We start from the raw sequence: 17,186 nt of genomic DNA on the forward strand, positions 1-17,186 counted from the left end.
AGTTCCCGATCCGGGGTACAAGTGGCAATACGCACACTTGCCCATCTTAATTGACATATCCGCGAAATTGCTGACGATGAAGAAGATCCTGATTGCCGCCGTCGTTCCTTTCATCCTACCCATCGGGTCGCAAGCGATCGCTGGTAGTCTGAACTGCGCCGAACGAATCCGGGCGATTCAGGCGCAGATAGACAATGCGAAGCGATACGGTAATACGCATCAGGTGATCGGCAAGCAGGCCGCACTCGCACATATCAAAGCGAGTTGCACAAGCACTGGCCAATTTTCCAGTATCGAGCGCAAGCTCGCGGACAAGCGACGTAGCGTGCGCAGCGCACAGGATGACGTCCATCAAGCAGAGGAGCGCTTACGTGAAGCCCAATCGTCAGCGGATACGAATGAGATCGAGAAGAATCGGAGGAAACTCGTCGAGAAGCAGGATAAGCTGCGTGACAAGACAAGCGACATGCGCGAAGTAGAAACCTACGTCGAAACGCTGAAGCGCTGATACGATACGGTCCCCGTCGGGGAAGCCCGTACCCAGAGCAACAGTGCCGGCCAATGCGCGGCCGGCCCGCGCATCGTCTGTGGCATCACGCCAGGTGTCATCTGCACTTCGCGCTCTTAGAACCTCACGAGCGCACAAGTACAAGACTCATTCGACAGCACAGCAATGACATGCACAAACATTAACGCCTCCCGTCGATATCGGTGCGACGTCGACGCACGGTACCGCGACAGCGAAACGAGGCCATTGTGCATGCCCTATGCGGGACCACGCCACGAAAGTGTCCCGTTCGGATGTTCGCGTCGAATGAGACTTCGACCGAACAGGGAACCATGCCAAGTGTGATGGCCTTCGACCGAATCGGCGATGTCAAGACGGATACAACTGGCCTTCACCGGCTGGCAGACACGATGTCGCCATCCCGTGCCTGATTGGGCTGCCAGCGATCAACTCAAAGCAGCAGTTTCGGTGGCACCGGCAGGAGATCCATCGAATCCCCGTTACACCGTCAGACGGCGAGGCCACTTCGGTAGGACCAAGCTGCCTCCAGTTCCCCAGCGTCAGTAGTGGCACGCCTGGCCCGCGGGCCGACTCACCTTGTCCAGCAGATTTCGCAGCTTGACTCTTCCCGCGTTGAACTCTTCGGTGTATCGCCGCTTAGACACCAATTTCTCTGTCGTCCATCTCTCCATACTCGCGTCAGCTCGCAAACATTCGGCTGAAAGGGAAAATTTGGCAAAGTTGATCACGATTTGGTCGCCATCGCGAAGGACTGAACTCGGTCTGACGCGCTGCATTTCCCAACCTAGGTCAATCCAAGCCGATTGAAGGGTGACAAAGCGCCTCCGCAACATCCATATCATGCTCAAGAGTCCCTCATCGAACTCACCTAGGCTCAGCGCCGGTAGGCTAAGCCCGCTGCGATCCACCCGGTTTGCTTATGGCGAATCATCTTGCGCATCTCCACTCGCCAGACGCCTCAACCCCAGCGTAACCGCTTCTTCGAGTGACGGCCAGGTTCGTTTGAGCGCGTCTTGGCCATTGTCACGCAGGATCGACTCAGCATGCGCACACGCATCCCGTGCAACGACGTCACGAACCAGCGCGAAGCCACCTCGCATCGAATGTAGTTCGATCTTGATCGCGTCCATGTCGCCGCTCATCAGCGCTGCGTTGATTATCATGAGCGAGCGTTCTGTCGACGTGTGTAGTGAATGGCGAATCTCATCAGTGACCTCCACTTGGCGCACCGAACTCCTCTGCAACATCGGCGCCGCGGCATCACGCCCCGCGTGCCGCCGCAATGCCGCATCGAGTGCGTCGATCGATAGCGGCTTCAACACAACTTCCGCGACGCCAACTTTCTCACAACGCTGGCGGTCTTCATCGGTCGCATGAGCGGTCATCGCGATCACCGGCACCCCTGTGCCTTGTTCGCGGAGAAAATTCGAGAGCGTGAAGCCGTCGAGTTCCGGCATCCCGAGATCGGTCAACACAATATCGTATGGCCGTTCAAAGTACTCTCGCATGGCCTCGATGCCGTTGGTAACGATCGTCGCATCGTAACCTAGTGCGTCAAGTTGGTCGCGCAGCAGCACGCGACCCGCGGGATGATCCTCGGCGACCAGCACACGAATCGGCTCACCGCCTTCGCTTCCCTCCTCGCCAATTTCGTCCGCCACCGGTTTGGCGTAAATATCAGATACGGACGCTGGGTCAGAGCACGTGTCGAGATCCAGCAGCTCAGTGCGCCAGCCGGGCGGCGCATCCAGCAGCGGGAGCGTAACAACGAAATTCGAGCCTTCGCCGAAACGGCTGTCGACGGAAAGTTCTCCATCCATTAGCTCGACGATACGCTTACACAGTGGCAGCCCGAGCCCAGTTCCACCGAAACGCCGATACGTCGACGCGTCGGCTTGAATATAGACATCAAACAGCGTGGACATACTTTCCTTCGGAATGCCGACACCCGTGTCGCTGACGGCGATCTCGACACGCTGGTTCCCTGTCCCGACCCGTGAGAGCCGCGCGTCTACCGTCACGGTGCCATGTTTCGTGAACTTGATCGCGTTACTAACAAGGTTTGTGACGATCTGCCGTAGTCGCACGGGGTCGCCGACATAACCATCGGTCAACTCCGGCGACACACGGCATATGAGTGTCAGATGTTTTGCATCTGCGAGCGGCTGGAAGATCGCGGCGACGTCTTGCAGCAGGACGTGCAAGTCAAACGCAATATGCTCAAGGACCATCTGGTTGGATTCGGCCTTCGACAGGTCAAGCACGTCATTGATCACACGCAGCAGCGCGTCCGACGACGACATGATCGTCCCTAGCCGGCGCCGCATCGAAACGGACATCTGGGCACGCTCCATCAGTTCAAGGTTGCCGATGATCGCGTTGAGCGGCGTACGGATCTCGTGACTCATCGTTGCGAGAAACGTAGATTTCGCCTTGTTTGCGTACTCGGCCGACTCACGCGCTTCGCGCAGCTTCTCCTCCATCTCCTTTCGGACTGTGATATCGACCAACGTACAAAGAAGTACGTCGACGCCACGATATCGCGTCCGCACGATGTTCACGGCAAAGTACACTACCCGCTGGCCGGAAACGTGGACGGCCACCTCCTGCATCATGACGCGCGGCACATCAGGCGCCCGCGTTCCGTCCTGATACGCATGCCAGATTCGTTTGCCGAGCGACATACCCGAATTTGTGTCTTCGTACTGGAGAAAGGCGTCGTTGCGCACCATCGTCTCACCGTCAGCCAGCGACAGCAAAATAATTCCCGCAGGAGCTGCACGAATCAACGTGCGGTTGAGGGCCTCGCTTTCAATCAATCGAATTGCCCGGCGGTTCGCGGGACGCAGTGCCCGCCGATCGAAGCGGACGATTCCGATCCAGAGAGTTGAAATGGCAATCAACGCAATTCCAGCCGTCAGGCTGACTGTCTCGAGGACGGCAGCCGCGACGCTCCGCCACGAGAGAGTAGCCATCAACATGAGATCGGAGCTTGGCAAGTAGTCCCCGATGACAAAACTGGTGCCGACGCGGCGCGCAGTCACATGATCTCTATACGGGATGCGCGCATGGTCGATTGCATTGGCTATCATCTCGCGGCTCGGTGCCACACCTACCAGCACATTGGCACGCGCATCGATCAGGGCATATTGTTCGTCGCCGGACTGCGATGCGAGAATATCGTCGATAAGCGCACGACAGTTCATGATCGCCCAGGCGAACTGCTGCCCCTTGTCATCGTACAGGCGCTGGGCAAAGCGCAGCACGCGACGCCCCAACAACGGATCGACGTGGGTCTCGATCAGGAGAGCATTCTTGTCCGCGTTATCTTGAGAGCCGGCGGTGAAGTTCACGTCCGATGGCGTGACTTGTCGCATCAGCGACTTCAACGAGAACCCGTGAGGCAAGGCGAGTGCGCGGTCGACAAGCTCGGGATTGAAAATGCCGAGGAATTCATCGTTGGTCGCGACCATATAACCGGATCGGCCTTTCTCGTTTGAAGTATTATTTGCCGCGACTTTGAAATGCGGTATAGCTGTCGAAATATAACGAGCATACTGACTCGCCGGATGCTCCGGCGTAACATTAGCTATCCCAACGTACCAGGCATGGCCGCGCCGATATCCGACTATGCGACCTTGGTCATCGGCGAACTTCTGCAATACCTCACGCGGGACGGGCTCTGCCGCTATGAAGCGCCCCTGCGCAGTGTTGACGAATTGACCGAACAACGATTGTGTCGACATCAACTCAGCGTGCAGCTGAGCCTCTCGCTTCAGAAACTCCCCTCGCACCTGCGTGAAGTAGCCGAGTACTTCGAGCCGCGCAATGAGCACCACACACACTAGGATGAACACCGTGATTGCCACGCCGCTGCTGTACAACAAAGATTGCTGCTGACGCCGGACCCGGTCCGGTTCGTATGGTTTGCGACCTGCGGCCGCGATCCTGGCGCCGTGTCGCTTCGATTTTTCCTGCATGCGTATCATCCGATGTATTCATCACGTATCGCAAAGCAACCACTCGCGCAGATCCGATTTCATCCACAATGGTCCAGTCTGTGATAGGTGAGCGAGTCAGTGGTGTCGCGTGCACGCCGTGCAATCGCGCAGGATCCGCATGCGCTATTCCTCTGTGAGAGGCGTGCCCGGCGCGGGCGAATTGGTAAATATTACCGCATCCGCATAGCGGAGTAGATCGATATCGCGCGTGATTCCGAGCTTCTTCATTGCGTTTGCTTTTTGCGAACTGATGGTCTGCTTACTACGATGAAGCTGTTCCGCGATTTCACCCACTGTATTCCCGGCACAAAAAAGACGAATTACTTCGATCTCGCGTGGAGACAGCCGCCGCACAACAGGTTTGGCGTCTGCGTCGTCTTGAAGCAGGTTCTTGATGGCTGGAGACAGGTAATGTGCTCCTACATATGCGGCATGTACTGCCCCGATAATATGCGATACCGCATCCGACTTGCTCAGGATACCATTCACCCCCTGGCTTTGAATCGCACGTAAGATGGTCGGTTCGTCGAGCATCGTTATCGTCACGATGCGCAGTGCCGGGTAGCGGCGCTGCAGGAACGACAGCAGTGCGAGTCCGTCACCGTACTTGCCGCCCGGCATCACGTAGTCAAGCAGCAGCACATCACAGGGATGGTCATCAAGGGCCGCGACCAACTCTGTTGAGTTGGAAACTGTCTGCACGATTTTGATCGTGCTGTTTCTCTCGAACGCTTGTGCGATCCCAAGTGCCGAGGCCGGATGATCGTCCGCCACCATCACGCGCAAAAAGAATTCCTTCATGATTCCGTTTCCTTAATGACATCGGGTACGTAGCCCGTTTGTCGACTCAGCCGACAAACGTACTCGTGCCGTCATGTGGAAGAATAGCTACTTTCGATCCGCTGAATAGAATGTGACCGATAACGAGAAAAAAGTAGCGTCGATTTCCCCTACTGTGTCGACTAACCCGTCGACTTTCCTTGGTTGGGTGACCGGCGCGCCTCATCGAACGCACAAATAGACTCGCGTCCCACGCACTGATGTGCCACTGAAACATCTGGCAAAACACGGCTAACTGCCGTCGAAGCTCCGCAGTTGACTCCAGCGATCCGCCTGCAGGGCGGCGGTCGAAACACCGCTGTGGATGCGCCGAACGCACCGCCACAGAACGCGGAAGGAGCGCCCGCCGAACGATTCAGGCGAGCGATCATTCCATCGTAATGTGTCTCGCCGGCCGCCTGGTTCCGCATCGAATATCAGGAGTTATGCCACAAGCACTACTGGCCTGCGACGCACGTCGAATAGAGTTGGCGCAGGCCACGAGCAGCCGAACCACGTTTCGCAATCGGGAGCGTGTACTGAATCGAGCATATTTGGTCGCCCGCGTCGTTCCATCGCACCGTTAACGTGCCACTGTCATCGAGCCCGCGTGCGAGGATCCGACTGCCTTGGCCGACGACGCCAACTTCGATGCCCTGATCATCGACGACCGCCGCGCCGAACGGCAGTGCGCTGCCGTCGCTGAGGTGTGCATCGATCAAAGCCGACTTACCCGACACCGTTGAAAATTCGATCAGCGGTACGGCGCCCGCGCGGGGTGCGACCTGCTGCGTCGTCGCCTTCAACTCTACGTCGGTAGACAGGCCTTCTGGGTTAAGCTCGACCGAATTCAGCGAATACGGCGTTAGGAACGGAACGATCGCGTAGCCGCGCCCGTCGACGCGCGCGCCCGGCGAATTCATCACACGCGCGCCGGCTGCATCGTCCGCCTTGACGATCGCGAAGGTTTCCGACAACGGCTGCGACAGGGTGATCCCGCCGCGGTGTGCAACCATCCCGCCACGGATGCCAATCGAACCCTGCTGGTATCCCGATCCCGCGCCAGCCGTCGCCGACAGTTCGCCGAACGCGCCACGATAGACGACACTGCCGCTGCCGTCGTTGCTCGCGTTTCCGGTACCCGACGCCCGGTTCGCGGTGACGCTGTACGACACATTTTCGTCGCGACCCGCCGAACCCGAGATTGTCGCGAGCGCCTGGTTCTCGCCGGTCGTGCTGTGCGAGAAGCTTGTCGTGGCCGTCACCGGGGAAGTGCGGCCAAGCGGGATCGTCGCGCTCACGTAGTACTGCGTGTCGCTGCGACCCATGCTGTTTTGCTGACGCAACACCGATACGCCATAGGTAATGCGTTTGAACGTATTCGAGTACGTGGCCGAATACGTGATGTCGGTACCGGCGCGGTTCCAGTAACTCGTCGCGGATGCGCTGAGCCCAAGTCGCCCCCGGCGTTCGCCGAAGGCTTGGTTGACCGTCAGCGACGTACGGCTGCGCTGCCGCGCGACCGAATCGACGGGCCCGCCGTTCGCGACGCGCTCGCGCGCGAGCATCGCGTCGTTCAGTCCGAAGAAGCCGCTCGTCGAGTAGCGATACGCAGCGAGCGCGACGTCGGTCTGCGTCTGCGTGATCGACTTCGCATAGCTGAGCCGGGCGCTGGTGCCGCTGAAGCGTTTCATGCCCGGTACCGACGTGCTCGCCTGCGTGACATCGAAGCCGAACGCGCCATATCGCGTGTTGAGCGCGACACCGATCATGCCCGACAGGTATCCTTGCGCGACGGTCGCGCCAGTGTATCCCGTCACCATATTCGTCAGGCCCTGCTGCCACGTCGCCTGCACGAATAGCGGACTGCGGTCGCTCTGCGTGTCGCGGACCGTACCCGCGACGAAACTGTAGCGGTGAACGCCAGGTCGCAACGACATCGGCACGGCCGCATATGGCACACTGAATTGATGGACCGATCCGTCGGCTTCGGTCACTTGCACGATCAGGTCGCCGCCATAGCCCGTCGGATACAGGTCGTCGATTTCGAACGCGCCCGGGGCGACCGTCGTTTCGTAAATCGTCAACCCGTTCTGACTTATCTTCACCTTCGCGTTGCTATTCGCGACGCCCCGCACGACGGGTGCGAAGCCGCGCACCGAGTCCGGCAGCATCCGGTCGTCCGACGCGAGCTGTACGCCACGGAATTGCGTCGAATCGAACAGCTCGCCCGACGTGTACGATTCGCCGACTGTAAGCTGGGACTTCAGCGCAGTGAGGTCGCGCCGCGCATATGTCGCAATGTCCTGATAGCGCCCAGCACCGCCCGTCGACCAGCTATACGAGCCCTCGTGACGAAAATGCCATGCGCCAACGTTGACGCCACTCGTCAGTCCGACGTAGCCCTGCGTGAGCGTCGGGCCCCCGTTGCTGCGGCGGCTGTACACGTTCGCGTTGTAGTTGAGTATGCCGGCCGTGACGCCGTTGTCCCATCGCTCGGGACCCACGTAGCCACGCGGGCTACGGCGCAGCGCTGTCTGCGGGATACTGAGGCGCAGACGCTGCTCGCCGAATTCGAACTCTGCACGGGCGTCGGGGATCGCGCTACCCACTTCGACGCACGCGCGATCGTCGCGCAGTCGCGACAGCACGCCTGGCACGAGCCGATCTACATCGACACCAATCGCTTCCAATTGCGCTTCGTCGAAGCACGGCTGTGCGTCGGCCGATTGCGCAGACGCACGGAACGTGATCTGCATCGTCGCGGCGAGGTTTTCGTTCACGTATACGTCGGCGCCATATGTGCCTGGCGCAGTCGTGTTCCCCTTTTCAAACCGTGACACGTCGACCTGCCCGCGGGTATCCCGAGACAAGAACCCACTGTCGAACTCCACGCTCACCACCTGCGTAGCAGCTGTTAGCGATTCGGCATGCAAGTCGGAATGTACGGTCGCGGCATCCGCGTGGGCCGTCCAGCCCGCGAGCGCGGACAGCACCATCGAATAGAGTACATTCTGACGTGGCATACGGAGTGTGCTTTCGTTCGCTTGGGAAAATAGGTTCATGGTCGATTTATTATTTAGTTAGTTATACGAATATATTGATGGATCGCTCCGCAGGAAGAATTTCCAGATACCAACAACCAGGGTCGAATGGCCTACGATCGAGTCGCCAGACCACGCCATCGACTCGCCGCGCGAACCACTGGGATTCCACGCATCGCAGTCAATCAGTTGTGCGTCGCTCCTCCAACCCTACTGTGTTTAAGCGGCCTGACGGTGCCCCAATCGTCGATATAGCTATATTCGACGACTGCGCTCGCGGGTGCGACCACGTCTGCCGGCAGCGGAAACTCCGTCGTTTCACCCGGCCGCACGAAATTCGGTTTCAGTTCATGCTTTTGGCCACCTACGTCGACATTGACTACACCGAGGTTCACGACGTACGGCGACGGATTGGATGCCTCCACCGCATATCCACTGCCGCCCATCTGGCGTACAAGCTTCCATTTCAATTGATCTGCCGCCGCCTCGGGATGCCCGGTTAGGCCGCTCGGGCGATACATCACCTTGATTCTTGACCGGAACGCGAGTTGGACTCTATTCGCGGAATCTTCGACACTCGCTTTCGGCGGAATCTCCAGCACATTGAGCCAGAACAGCGATTCGCGATCTGCGGGTAACGACTCCTGCGTCTGAATCAGGCGCAACGATTGCCCCTTACCAGCATCGAGCCGAAACATTGCCGGCGTAAGCACGAACGGCACCGAAATCTGCTCCGGCGCTTCCTTCTCGTTGCCGGTATCAATCCATGTCTGAACGAGCGCAGGCGCATTGCCATCGTTCATCAGGCGCACGGTTACTTCACGGCTGTCGCCAGGAAAGATCACGCGGGTACCAGTAATGACGACGCTGGCATGCGCGCCCCCGCTCCATAGTGTTGCCAATAATGCGAACGCGGCCGCCGCCTTCGGTAGATTCCAGTTCATTTGTCTTCCGTTGGAATTATGTGCCGACGATCACTCCGCATGGAGGTGGCCGACGTGAGTATTGGTTGGATGCCGCCCGGCACTGCGCCAGGCGGCCCATTGGCGGATTACTGGTAATCGAGCGAGTACTGCACACGCGTGTTTGCCGAACCGGCGGCTGATTTGCCGGTGGCGTAGTACTCCGCGAAGTAATTCAGCGTTGCGCCGCCGTCAGTCAGCGCAACAACTTGCGAATTCTGCTGCGCCCCCGGGTAACCCGCGGCGATCGGTTGCTGCTTGTCGTTCAGTAGATTGATCTGGACGTTTGCCGCCACCTTGTCTTCGGCACCGGCAGACACAAGATTCAGGCGGCCGCTACCGCCGTCGACCGTGTCTCCAGCCTCGAAGACGGTCGACACTTTGGTCGAATCACCCGTGCAACCGCTCAGCACGATCGAAAACGGCGTGCGACCTGCAACATTGCCTGCGTTCGCGAGTGCGCTCGCAGATACGCTGGGCAGTTTCACGGTCATGTTTTTGTTGCCAGTGGCGCCGCCACCTGCACCGATCGAACAGGTTGTCGACAACACCTTGCCGGTGAACGCGATTTCGCCATCGGCCGCCATTGCGGGGGACATCGACACAAGGATACCTACCGCTGCCATTCCCTGAACAATACGAGCGACGTTGATTTTGTTCCGCATGTGATTACCTCAAATATGATTGAATAGAAACGTTGATTCGAAAGCAACTCGCAATAAAATAATTACGAATCACATTTCAATAACTATTATCCATATCCGGTGAAGTGATGGATATTTGACAAGTACGGATTTGTCAAAATATTGCCTCGTACTTGTACGAATTCCACCCGGGCATCGCGCCACAAGGCAGTCGTGCCCCGGACTGGGTCTATCTCAGGCGCGGCGACTGATCCAGCCTGACAGAAGCGAAAAAAGGAAAGATGTATGCGTCGTTGGAGGTGAGGTGAGTCGGATCGAATAATCCGAATGATAAGAGGCTATTGCAAACGACGGAGGATCAAGGATGCGCACGGATGGAAATTAAATTCAACTCAAGGCGGGCAGCAACGAAGACAGAGATCCAATGCCACATTTACACACGGCATGACGAATATAGCGCTCACGACAATAATGATCATTTACACGCTAAAATATTGTCCGGTGCTGCATTTTTTCTTACAGGGTGGCGACTGATCGGTGCGGTTGTCCCGACTCTCGTCGAGCGGCCCGGGTGATGCTCTCGTTCGGCTCGGCTGGCAACGCACGGTACCCACGCTGATCGAACTCTAAACCCCGGGGAACTCGCATGCCGCCTTTGTGGCACACAACCATTGAGAACGCTGGCGATGTTTCGGTGAGTCGGTTGGAACGACACGTCCACCCGATCGACATCGTCATATCAGGGCGGACGTACAGGCCTATTGGTAATCGAGCAACACGAGCGCGCCCGCCTGGACGGTTCCGCCAGTGATCGTTTCCTCGGTCTGCACGTACTCTGCGTATAGCGGGATATCGATCAGTGGCGCCGCGCTCCCGTTGTAGGGGGTTGCGATCGAACGATCAAAGACGAGCGGCTGCTGGGTCTTCGCGTCGCTTAGCCTGACCCCCACTCCGCTCGCGGTCGCATCGGGCCGCAGCTTCAGTGCGCCAGGGATGCCACTCACGGAGCCATTCAGCGGCGATACCTGATAGCCAATTCGGTTATAACCCGCGGGGCAGTTGGTTAGACGAAGTGCAAACGCTCTGCCGCCGGCAGTCGAGCCTACACCCCGTAAGCTTGTGCGAGAAATGTCAGGCAAGTTGACAGTCTGATTCGGAATGGAACACGTGCCATTGATAAAATTGACATCGGCCGCAAGATAAATCATCGCCAGATCGCCCAACAATCCAGATTTGTAGCGAATCGTGAAGTAGTTGCTTAAAAAGCCGGGTTTGAGCGTGCCATTCTTTGGGGCTCTACTATCCCGGAATAATTGAACTTCGATCACGCTTCGCACCGTTTGCCTGACTTTTGAAGTCATCGGAGCCCCGTCCAACAAAACACGCGTCGATAATCCATCTGCAGTCGTTTCGATCTCCGGACCATCCCGTGGTCCGGCAATTGATGCCTTGTTGTAAAGAGAGGCACTAGTTACTTCGCAAACATCCTTCTCGCATAGATCTCTTGGCGTAAAGTACTGGCGCGCAACAATAGTATTCGTCGCCGTATTAGACGGCGCCGCTATTCTTGTCGCCCCAAATGCCGTAAGATTCGGGCCACTCTGCGCGCTCCAAGGCCAAAACGCGCAAACTGCCAAAAAACACATTTGCAAGCACTTCGTGTCAATTTTTCGAGATGACTCCATATATGCGCCTCGATACCATAAGGTGCGCCAAACGGCCACTATCGCGGACAGCGAACCCTTCGACAAATCTGCGAATTGAAAATTCTTTATTTTTAGCAAAATAGATCTCCGGCGAAAGACATTTCTGTGTGCGCGCTCGCGCCACTACATCAATACGATGATTAATATTCTATGGCGCCATCGACGCACAAAAAATAAGACGCGTCCGAAAATGCCATTAATTGGCATCGTACGAGTACGATTCGGATTCAAGAATCCACTGCGGCATCAAAAATTAATGCATAGTTCACCACGTAACACGAATATCGGCACGGCGGCATCCCCGTTTAATGGATGCGATCCACGCAAAAATCCATCTACCGATATTCGATGCCGCATCAAAACATTTTTGACCGACCGGGTATTTAATCCGGCCACCGATCAGCCGATGTGAATCTCATAATTTCCAAAATAATCCTGGACAGCAATTGATGGTGCTGCATATGTGGACCAGTGCGAAATCGATCGCACGTTCGAAGTAATAGTATTCGCAACGAACAAATCCGCTTCTCAGTCGCAGCGAACACAGACAAGATGAATGTGAAACATTGGATGCAACTGGCGGTCGCGCTTGTGCCGCTTTCCGTGGCATCGCCGACGCTAGCCGCGGACTTGCTCGACGCAGTTGATGCCGCTTGGAGGTTCGACGCCGGCATCGCGGCCGCGCGCAATGCGCGACTCGCGGGCCACGAGAAACGCTGGCAAGGACTCGCGGGCCTGCTGCCGCGCGCGCAGATAGACGGCAACTACACGCAGCAGGATCAACCGAGCGCGCCGTACGCGGCCGCCGTTCGCCGGCATACAGTGTCGGCCACGGTCACCCAACCAATCTTCGACATGGCCAGGGTTGCCGACTTCAAGCGCAGCGGTACGCTCGCCGACCAGGCCGACATCGAATTCGAGAAGGCACGGCAAACGCTGATCACGGATGTATCGGACGCATATTTCGACGTGTTGTACGGTGGCGAAGTGCTGCAGGCGGCCAAAACCGCGCGTCAGGTATTCCAGCGGCAGCTCGACCAAGCGCAGGCCGCACTGCGGATCGGCGACGGTACCCGCACCGACGTCGACGAGGCGCTCGCGAATCTCGACGACGCGCACGCACGTACTGTTAACGCGCAGAACGATCTCGAAGTCGCCAGCGGCGCGTTGAGGCGGCTCACAGGCCTCGCGGTCAATGCGATCGCGCCGATCGAGTGGCAGTGCGCGTCGCTGGCGCCGCCCGTCGATCTTGCAGCCGCAATGGATGAGGCCGCTCGTTACAACGTCGACGTCCGCATCGGCGAAAAGCAGGCCAAGCAGGCGGAGGCCAACGTGGTCGAGGCGGCCGCCGCGAACCTGCCGGTCGTCAATCTGCAGGCGAGCTACGGCACCAACTGGAGCCGCGGGTCCGGCGAAAACGACTGGGACCAGGTATTCGGCACGACATCAAAGACGCGTTCGTTGATAGTCGGCGTGACGGTCACGATTCCACTATTCGCGGGCGGCGGCCAATTGTCGGCAAGCCGCGAAGCCTACCGCCGCCGCGAGCAGTCACGCGACGCGCTCGAGGATGCGCGCCGTAAGGCGCGCGAACGCGCGCGCACCGCGTATCTCGGCATCACCAACGGCGTCGCGCTCATGCGCGCGCGCGAACGCGCGCTCGCGTCGGCCGACAGCAAGGTGAGATCGACCCAATTCGGCCGCGAAGTGGGGTTACGTACGCAGCTCGATGAGCTGAACGCACAGCAGCGCTACTTCGAGGCGATCCGCGACCTCGCGGACGCACGCTACCGCTATCTGCGCGCGCGACTGCAACTGTCGGCCGCGCTCGGCACGCTTGGCAACACAGACGTCGCCGCGATCGCGTGCCGCAACGGAGACTGACCATGCGCATCTCGCCGCTCTTCCCTCTCTCCGCTTTCGGGAACTGCACATGACAGATTCGCTGTTTCGACAGGAAGCGCTCGACGCGACCAGGCACAAGCTGATGGGTACCGTCAGCCTGTATTCGCCCCCGTGGCGCTGGGCGATGATTGGCGTCGCAACGGCAACGACCATCGCAGTCGTCCTGTTCCTCGTGTTCGGCACGTACACGAAGCGCGAGCGCGTCTCTGGCCAGCTTCTGCCCACGAAGGGGCTGCTGACGGTCGCTCCGCCGCTGATGGGCACGGTGACCGGCACGCGCGTACACGAAGGGCAATCCGTCGCTGCCGGCGACGAGCTGATGGGCGTATCGGCCGAGGTCGCGACCGAGCTCGGCGGCACGCGCGAGCGCGTCGGCGATCAACTTCGGCTCCAGCGTACACGTCTCAAGGCGGATCTCGCGAGCCAGTCGCAACTGAGCGACGAGGCAAATCGCGGGTTGCGAGCGCGCGCAGCGGCGCTGAACGACCAGCTCACGCAGATCGCGTTGCAAAAGACTCAGCGCACACGGCAAACTGAGCTCGCTCAGCGGCAGCTCGACAAGCTGCAATCGATGCGCGAACAGGGTTATGCGTCGAACAGCCAAGTCGAGCTGCAGGAAACTGCGCTGCTCGACGCCCAAGCGCGTTTGCAGGATCTCGCGCGCCAGCGGCTCGACGTCGAGCAGCAGCACGACCAGATTCGCCAGCAATTGCGGGAGCTGCCACTCAACACGCGCAACCAACAGAACGACATCGAACGCAAGCTTGCCGACGTCGACCAGTCGATCGCCGAAAACGAGGCACGCCGCGCTGTGATCCTGCGCGCGCCACAGGCGAGCGTTGTCGCGGCGCTGCTCGCGAAGCCGGGACAAGTCGTCAACGCGGGGCAGTCTGTCGTGTCGCTGCTGCCGCAGAGCGCGCAGCTCGAGGCGCAGTTGATGGTGCCGAGCCGCGCGATCGGCTTCGTGCGTCCGGGCGCGCGCGTCGTGCTGCGGTACCAGGCCTACCCGTTCCAGAAATTCGGCCAGCAGTTCGGGCGCGTAGCAGAGGTGTCGCGCACCGCTCTGTCGCCACAGGAGGTCGCGCACCTGACCGGGCAAGCCAATGTGCCCGAGCAACTTTACCGCGTGGTTGTCGCGCTCGATCGCCAGGACATCCTCGCGTATGGAAAGCGCGAAGCGCTGCGTCCGGGCATGGCGCTCGAGGCCGACGTGCTAATCGACAAGCGCCGGCTGATCGAATGGGTGCTCGAGCCGCTGTACGCGCTCGGCCGCCGCGCATCGGCATGACCGCACCCCGCGCATTCCGCATTCGTTACGGAGCCCGTTGAACAATGAAATGGATAGATGCCCTGCAATTCGGCTGGCGCCAGCGCCTGCCCGTCATGCTGCAGACGCAGGCGGCCGAATGTGGGCTCGCGTGCGTCGGGATGATCGCGAACTATCACGGCCACGATCTCGACCTCGTCAGCCTGCGCCGGCGCTTCAGCCCTTCGCTGAAAGGTGCGACGCTCAACGACGTGATGCTGATGGCTTCCCGGCTCGATCTCACGTCGCGCGCGCTGCGGCTCGATCTCGACGAACTCGACAAGCTGAGACTTCCCTGCATCCTGCACTGGGACATGACCCACTTCGTCGTGTTGAAGTCGGTGTCGCGCGGCAAGATCACAATCCACGATCCCGCGCACGGTGTGCGCGACGTACCGCTCTCCGACGTGTCCGACCACTTCACCGGCGTGGCGCTCGAATTGCTGCCGTCGCCGTCCTTCACGCGCTCGAAAGCGCGCGAATCGATCTCGATGGCAAAGCTCGTCGGCAGCGTCACCGGTATCCGCTCAGCGTTTGCGCAAGTGCTGCTGCTGTCGATCGCGCTCGAAGTGTTCGGCATAATCACGCCGTTCTACATGCAGTGGGTGATGGACGAGGTGCTGGTGTCGGCCGACGCCGATCTTCTAACACTGCTCGGCATCGGATTCCTGCTTGTCATGCTGTTCCAGCACGCCGTGTCGGCCCTGCGCTCTTGGGTCGTGACGTGGTTCTCCAGTCTACTCGGCGTACAGTGGACGGCGAATGTCTGCTCGCATCTGTTTAAGCTGCCGATGACTTACTTCGAACAGCGCCACATCGGCGACGTGGTGTCACGCTTCGGTGCGATCAACACGATCCAGAGCACGCTCACCACTCAGTTCGTCGGTGCGCTGCTCGACGGTGTGATGGCGATCGTGACGCTCGCGATGCTGTTCGTCTATAGCTCGACGCTGACGTGGCTCGTGCTCGCCCTGTTCGCCGCTTACGGCGCGATCCGCTGGATCGCGTATCAGCCGTTCCGGCAGGCGAACGAGGAACAGATCGTGTATGCGGCGCGCGCGCAATCGAACCTGCTCGAATCGATCCGCGGCGTGCAGGCGATCAAGCTCGCTAACAAGCAGGAGGCACGCGTCGCCACGTATGCGAACGCCGTCGTCGAGAGCACCAACAAGCACGTCGCGATCGAGCGGCTGTCGATCGGCTTCTCCACACTGCAGGGTGTGATTTCCGGCGCGGGCCGCGTGATGCTCGTTTGGCTCGCGGCGAAGCAGGTGCTCGACGGCCAGTTTTCGGCTGGGATGCTGGTCGCGTTCATCAGCTTCGCCGAGCAATTCATGGCCCGTGGCGCTGAACTGATCGGCACGCTGATCGATTTCCGGATGCTACGCCTGCACGGCGAGCGTCTCGCCGACATCGTGCTGACCGACGTCGAAGCCGACATGGAGGCGAAGATTGCCCGGCCGTCGGCGGCTGCGGGACATGCGGCACCGCCCGCAATCGATGTGCGCGACGTGCGCTTCCGCTACGCGGAAACGGAGTCGTGGGTGCTCGACGGCTGCTCGTTCTCGATCGCGCCCGGCGAATCGGTCGCGCTCGTCGGCCCGTCGGGCCAGGGAAAAACCACGATGGCGAAGCTGCTGCTCGGCCTACTGAAACCCGAACAGGGCAGCGTACACGTCGACGGCGTCGACATCCGCAAACTCGGGCTGCATCAGCATCGCGAGCTGATCGGCTGCGTAATGCAGGACGACATCCTGTTCGCCGGCTCGATCGCCGATAACATCAGTTTCTTCGATCCGCATCCGGATCAGGCGCGCATCGAGGACGCCGCGCGGCTCGCACAGATCCACGACGATATTGTCGCGATGCCGATGGGCTACCAGAGCCTCGTCGGCGACATGGGTTCGTCGCTGTCGGGTGGCCAGTGCCAGCGGGTGCTGCTCGCGCGAGCGTTCTACCGCAAGCCCGCGATTCTCGTGCTCGACGAAGCGACGAGCCATCTCGACGTCGAGCGCGAGCGGCTGATCAACGACGCGGTGCACGCGATGAATGTCACACGGATCATCATCGCGCACCGGCCGGAAACGATCCGGAGCGCGGATCGGGTGATCGTGCTGGCACACGGATGCGCACGCGAACAGGACCACGACGCGTGGGAGAAGCTGCCGCAAAGAACTGTAGCGACGCGTCGCTACGAAGCTTGATCCTCAGGGTGAGCCGTCCATGCTGGTCGGCTCCGGCGATGCGAAACGTCGTCTTCCCCAGGTCGA

Annotated in this window: 10 protein-coding genes; 4 read left to right on the forward strand and 6 right to left on the reverse strand. The window is 59.5% G+C overall.

What is annotated here, in order from left to right; all coding sequences use genetic code 11:
- Positions 1 to 76: 76 nt before the first annotated feature.
- On the forward strand, positions 77 to 508 hold the full coding sequence (locus VL15_RS34360) for a DUF1090 family protein (RefSeq protein WP_048251264.1): 432 nt from the start codon (positions 77 to 79) through the stop codon (positions 506 to 508).
- Positions 509 to 1,446: 938 nt separating this feature from the next.
- Here VL15_RS34360 and VL15_RS34370 read toward each other — a convergent pair.
- The 6 genes from VL15_RS34370 to VL15_RS34395 all read right to left on the reverse strand — a co-directional run bounded on the left by VL15_RS34370 (position 1,447) and on the right by VL15_RS34395 (position 11,360).
- Complete coding sequence (locus tag VL15_RS34370; RefSeq protein WP_048251265.1) at positions 1,447 to 4,509, reverse strand: ATP-binding protein; 3,063 nt, start codon at positions 4,507 to 4,509, stop codon at positions 1,447 to 1,449.
- Positions 4,510 to 4,653: 144 nt separating this feature from the next.
- Positions 4,654 to 5,331, reverse strand: coding sequence for a response regulator transcription factor (locus VL15_RS34375; RefSeq protein WP_048251249.1), 678 nt, complete (start codon positions 5,329 to 5,331; stop codon positions 4,654 to 4,656).
- 476 nt (positions 5,332 to 5,807) lie between these two features.
- Positions 5,808 to 8,414, reverse strand: a complete 2,607-nt coding sequence (locus tag VL15_RS34380) for a fimbria/pilus outer membrane usher protein (protein ID WP_048251250.1) — start codon at positions 8,412 to 8,414, stop codon at positions 5,808 to 5,810.
- A 164-nt stretch (positions 8,415 to 8,578) separates the two neighbouring features.
- On the reverse strand, positions 8,579 to 9,337 hold the full coding sequence (locus tag VL15_RS34385) for a molecular chaperone (protein WP_048251251.1): 759 nt from the start codon (positions 9,335 to 9,337) through the stop codon (positions 8,579 to 8,581).
- Positions 9,338 to 9,444: 107 nt separating this feature from the next.
- The gene (locus VL15_RS34390; RefSeq protein WP_053077759.1) at positions 9,445 to 10,020 is read right to left on the reverse strand and encodes a fimbrial protein; all 576 of its coding nucleotides are present in this window, start codon (positions 10,018 to 10,020) and stop codon (positions 9,445 to 9,447) included.
- Positions 10,021 to 10,757: 737 nt separating this feature from the next.
- On the reverse strand, positions 10,758 to 11,360 hold the full coding sequence (locus tag VL15_RS34395) for a fimbrial protein (protein WP_230684582.1): 603 nt from the start codon (positions 11,358 to 11,360) through the stop codon (positions 10,758 to 10,760).
- A gap of 897 nt (positions 11,361 to 12,257) precedes the next feature.
- Between VL15_RS34395 and VL15_RS34400 the strand changes: the two genes are divergently transcribed.
- From VL15_RS34400 to VL15_RS34410, 3 genes are read left to right on the forward strand one after another with little or no spacing between them, the layout of a single operon-like run.
- On the forward strand, positions 12,258 to 13,589 hold the full coding sequence (locus VL15_RS34400; RefSeq protein WP_230684583.1) for a TolC family outer membrane protein: 1,332 nt from the start codon (positions 12,258 to 12,260) through the stop codon (positions 13,587 to 13,589).
- Positions 13,590 to 13,638: 49 nt separating this feature from the next.
- Positions 13,639 to 14,898, forward strand: coding sequence for an HlyD family secretion protein (locus VL15_RS34405; RefSeq protein ID WP_048251254.1), 1,260 nt, complete (start codon positions 13,639 to 13,641; stop codon positions 14,896 to 14,898).
- A 44-nt stretch (positions 14,899 to 14,942) separates the two neighbouring features.
- Positions 14,943 to 17,120, forward strand: a complete 2,178-nt coding sequence (locus VL15_RS34410) for a peptidase domain-containing ABC transporter (RefSeq protein WP_048251255.1) — start codon at positions 14,943 to 14,945, stop codon at positions 17,118 to 17,120.
- Positions 17,121 to 17,186: the final 66 nt, after the last annotated feature.

It is taken from the genome of Burkholderia cepacia (assembly GCF_001039005.1).
GTDB classification, from domain to species: Bacteria; Pseudomonadota; Gammaproteobacteria; order Burkholderiales; family Burkholderiaceae; genus Burkholderia; species Burkholderia theae.

Coding starts and splice junctions, on each gene's coding strand:
- VL15_RS34360 (WP_048251264.1), top strand. CDS start 77: ATGAAGAAGATCCTGATTGCCGCCGTCGTTCCTTTCATCCTACCCATC.
- VL15_RS34370 (WP_048251265.1), bottom strand. CDS start 4,509: ATGCAGGAAAAATCGAAGCGACACGGCGCCAGGATCGCGGCCGCAGGT.
- VL15_RS34375 (WP_048251249.1), bottom strand. CDS start 5,331: ATGAAGGAATTCTTTTTGCGCGTGATGGTGGCGGACGATCATCCGGCC.
- VL15_RS34380 (WP_048251250.1), bottom strand. CDS start 8,414: ATGAACCTATTTTCCCAAGCGAACGAAAGCACACTCCGTATGCCACGT.
- VL15_RS34385 (WP_048251251.1), bottom strand. CDS start 9,337: ATGAACTGGAATCTACCGAAGGCGGCGGCCGCGTTCGCATTATTGGCA.
- VL15_RS34390 (WP_053077759.1), bottom strand. CDS start 10,020: ATGCGGAACAAAATCAACGTCGCTCGTATTGTTCAGGGAATGGCAGCG.
- VL15_RS34395 (WP_230684582.1), bottom strand. CDS start 11,360: ATGACTTCAAAAGTCAGGCAAACGGTGCGAAGCGTGATCGAAGTTCAA.
- VL15_RS34400 (WP_230684583.1), top strand. CDS start 12,258: ATGAATGTGAAACATTGGATGCAACTGGCGGTCGCGCTTGTGCCGCTT.
- VL15_RS34405 (WP_048251254.1), top strand. CDS start 13,639: ATGACAGATTCGCTGTTTCGACAGGAAGCGCTCGACGCGACCAGGCAC.
- VL15_RS34410 (WP_048251255.1), top strand. CDS start 14,943: ATGAAATGGATAGATGCCCTGCAATTCGGCTGGCGCCAGCGCCTGCCC.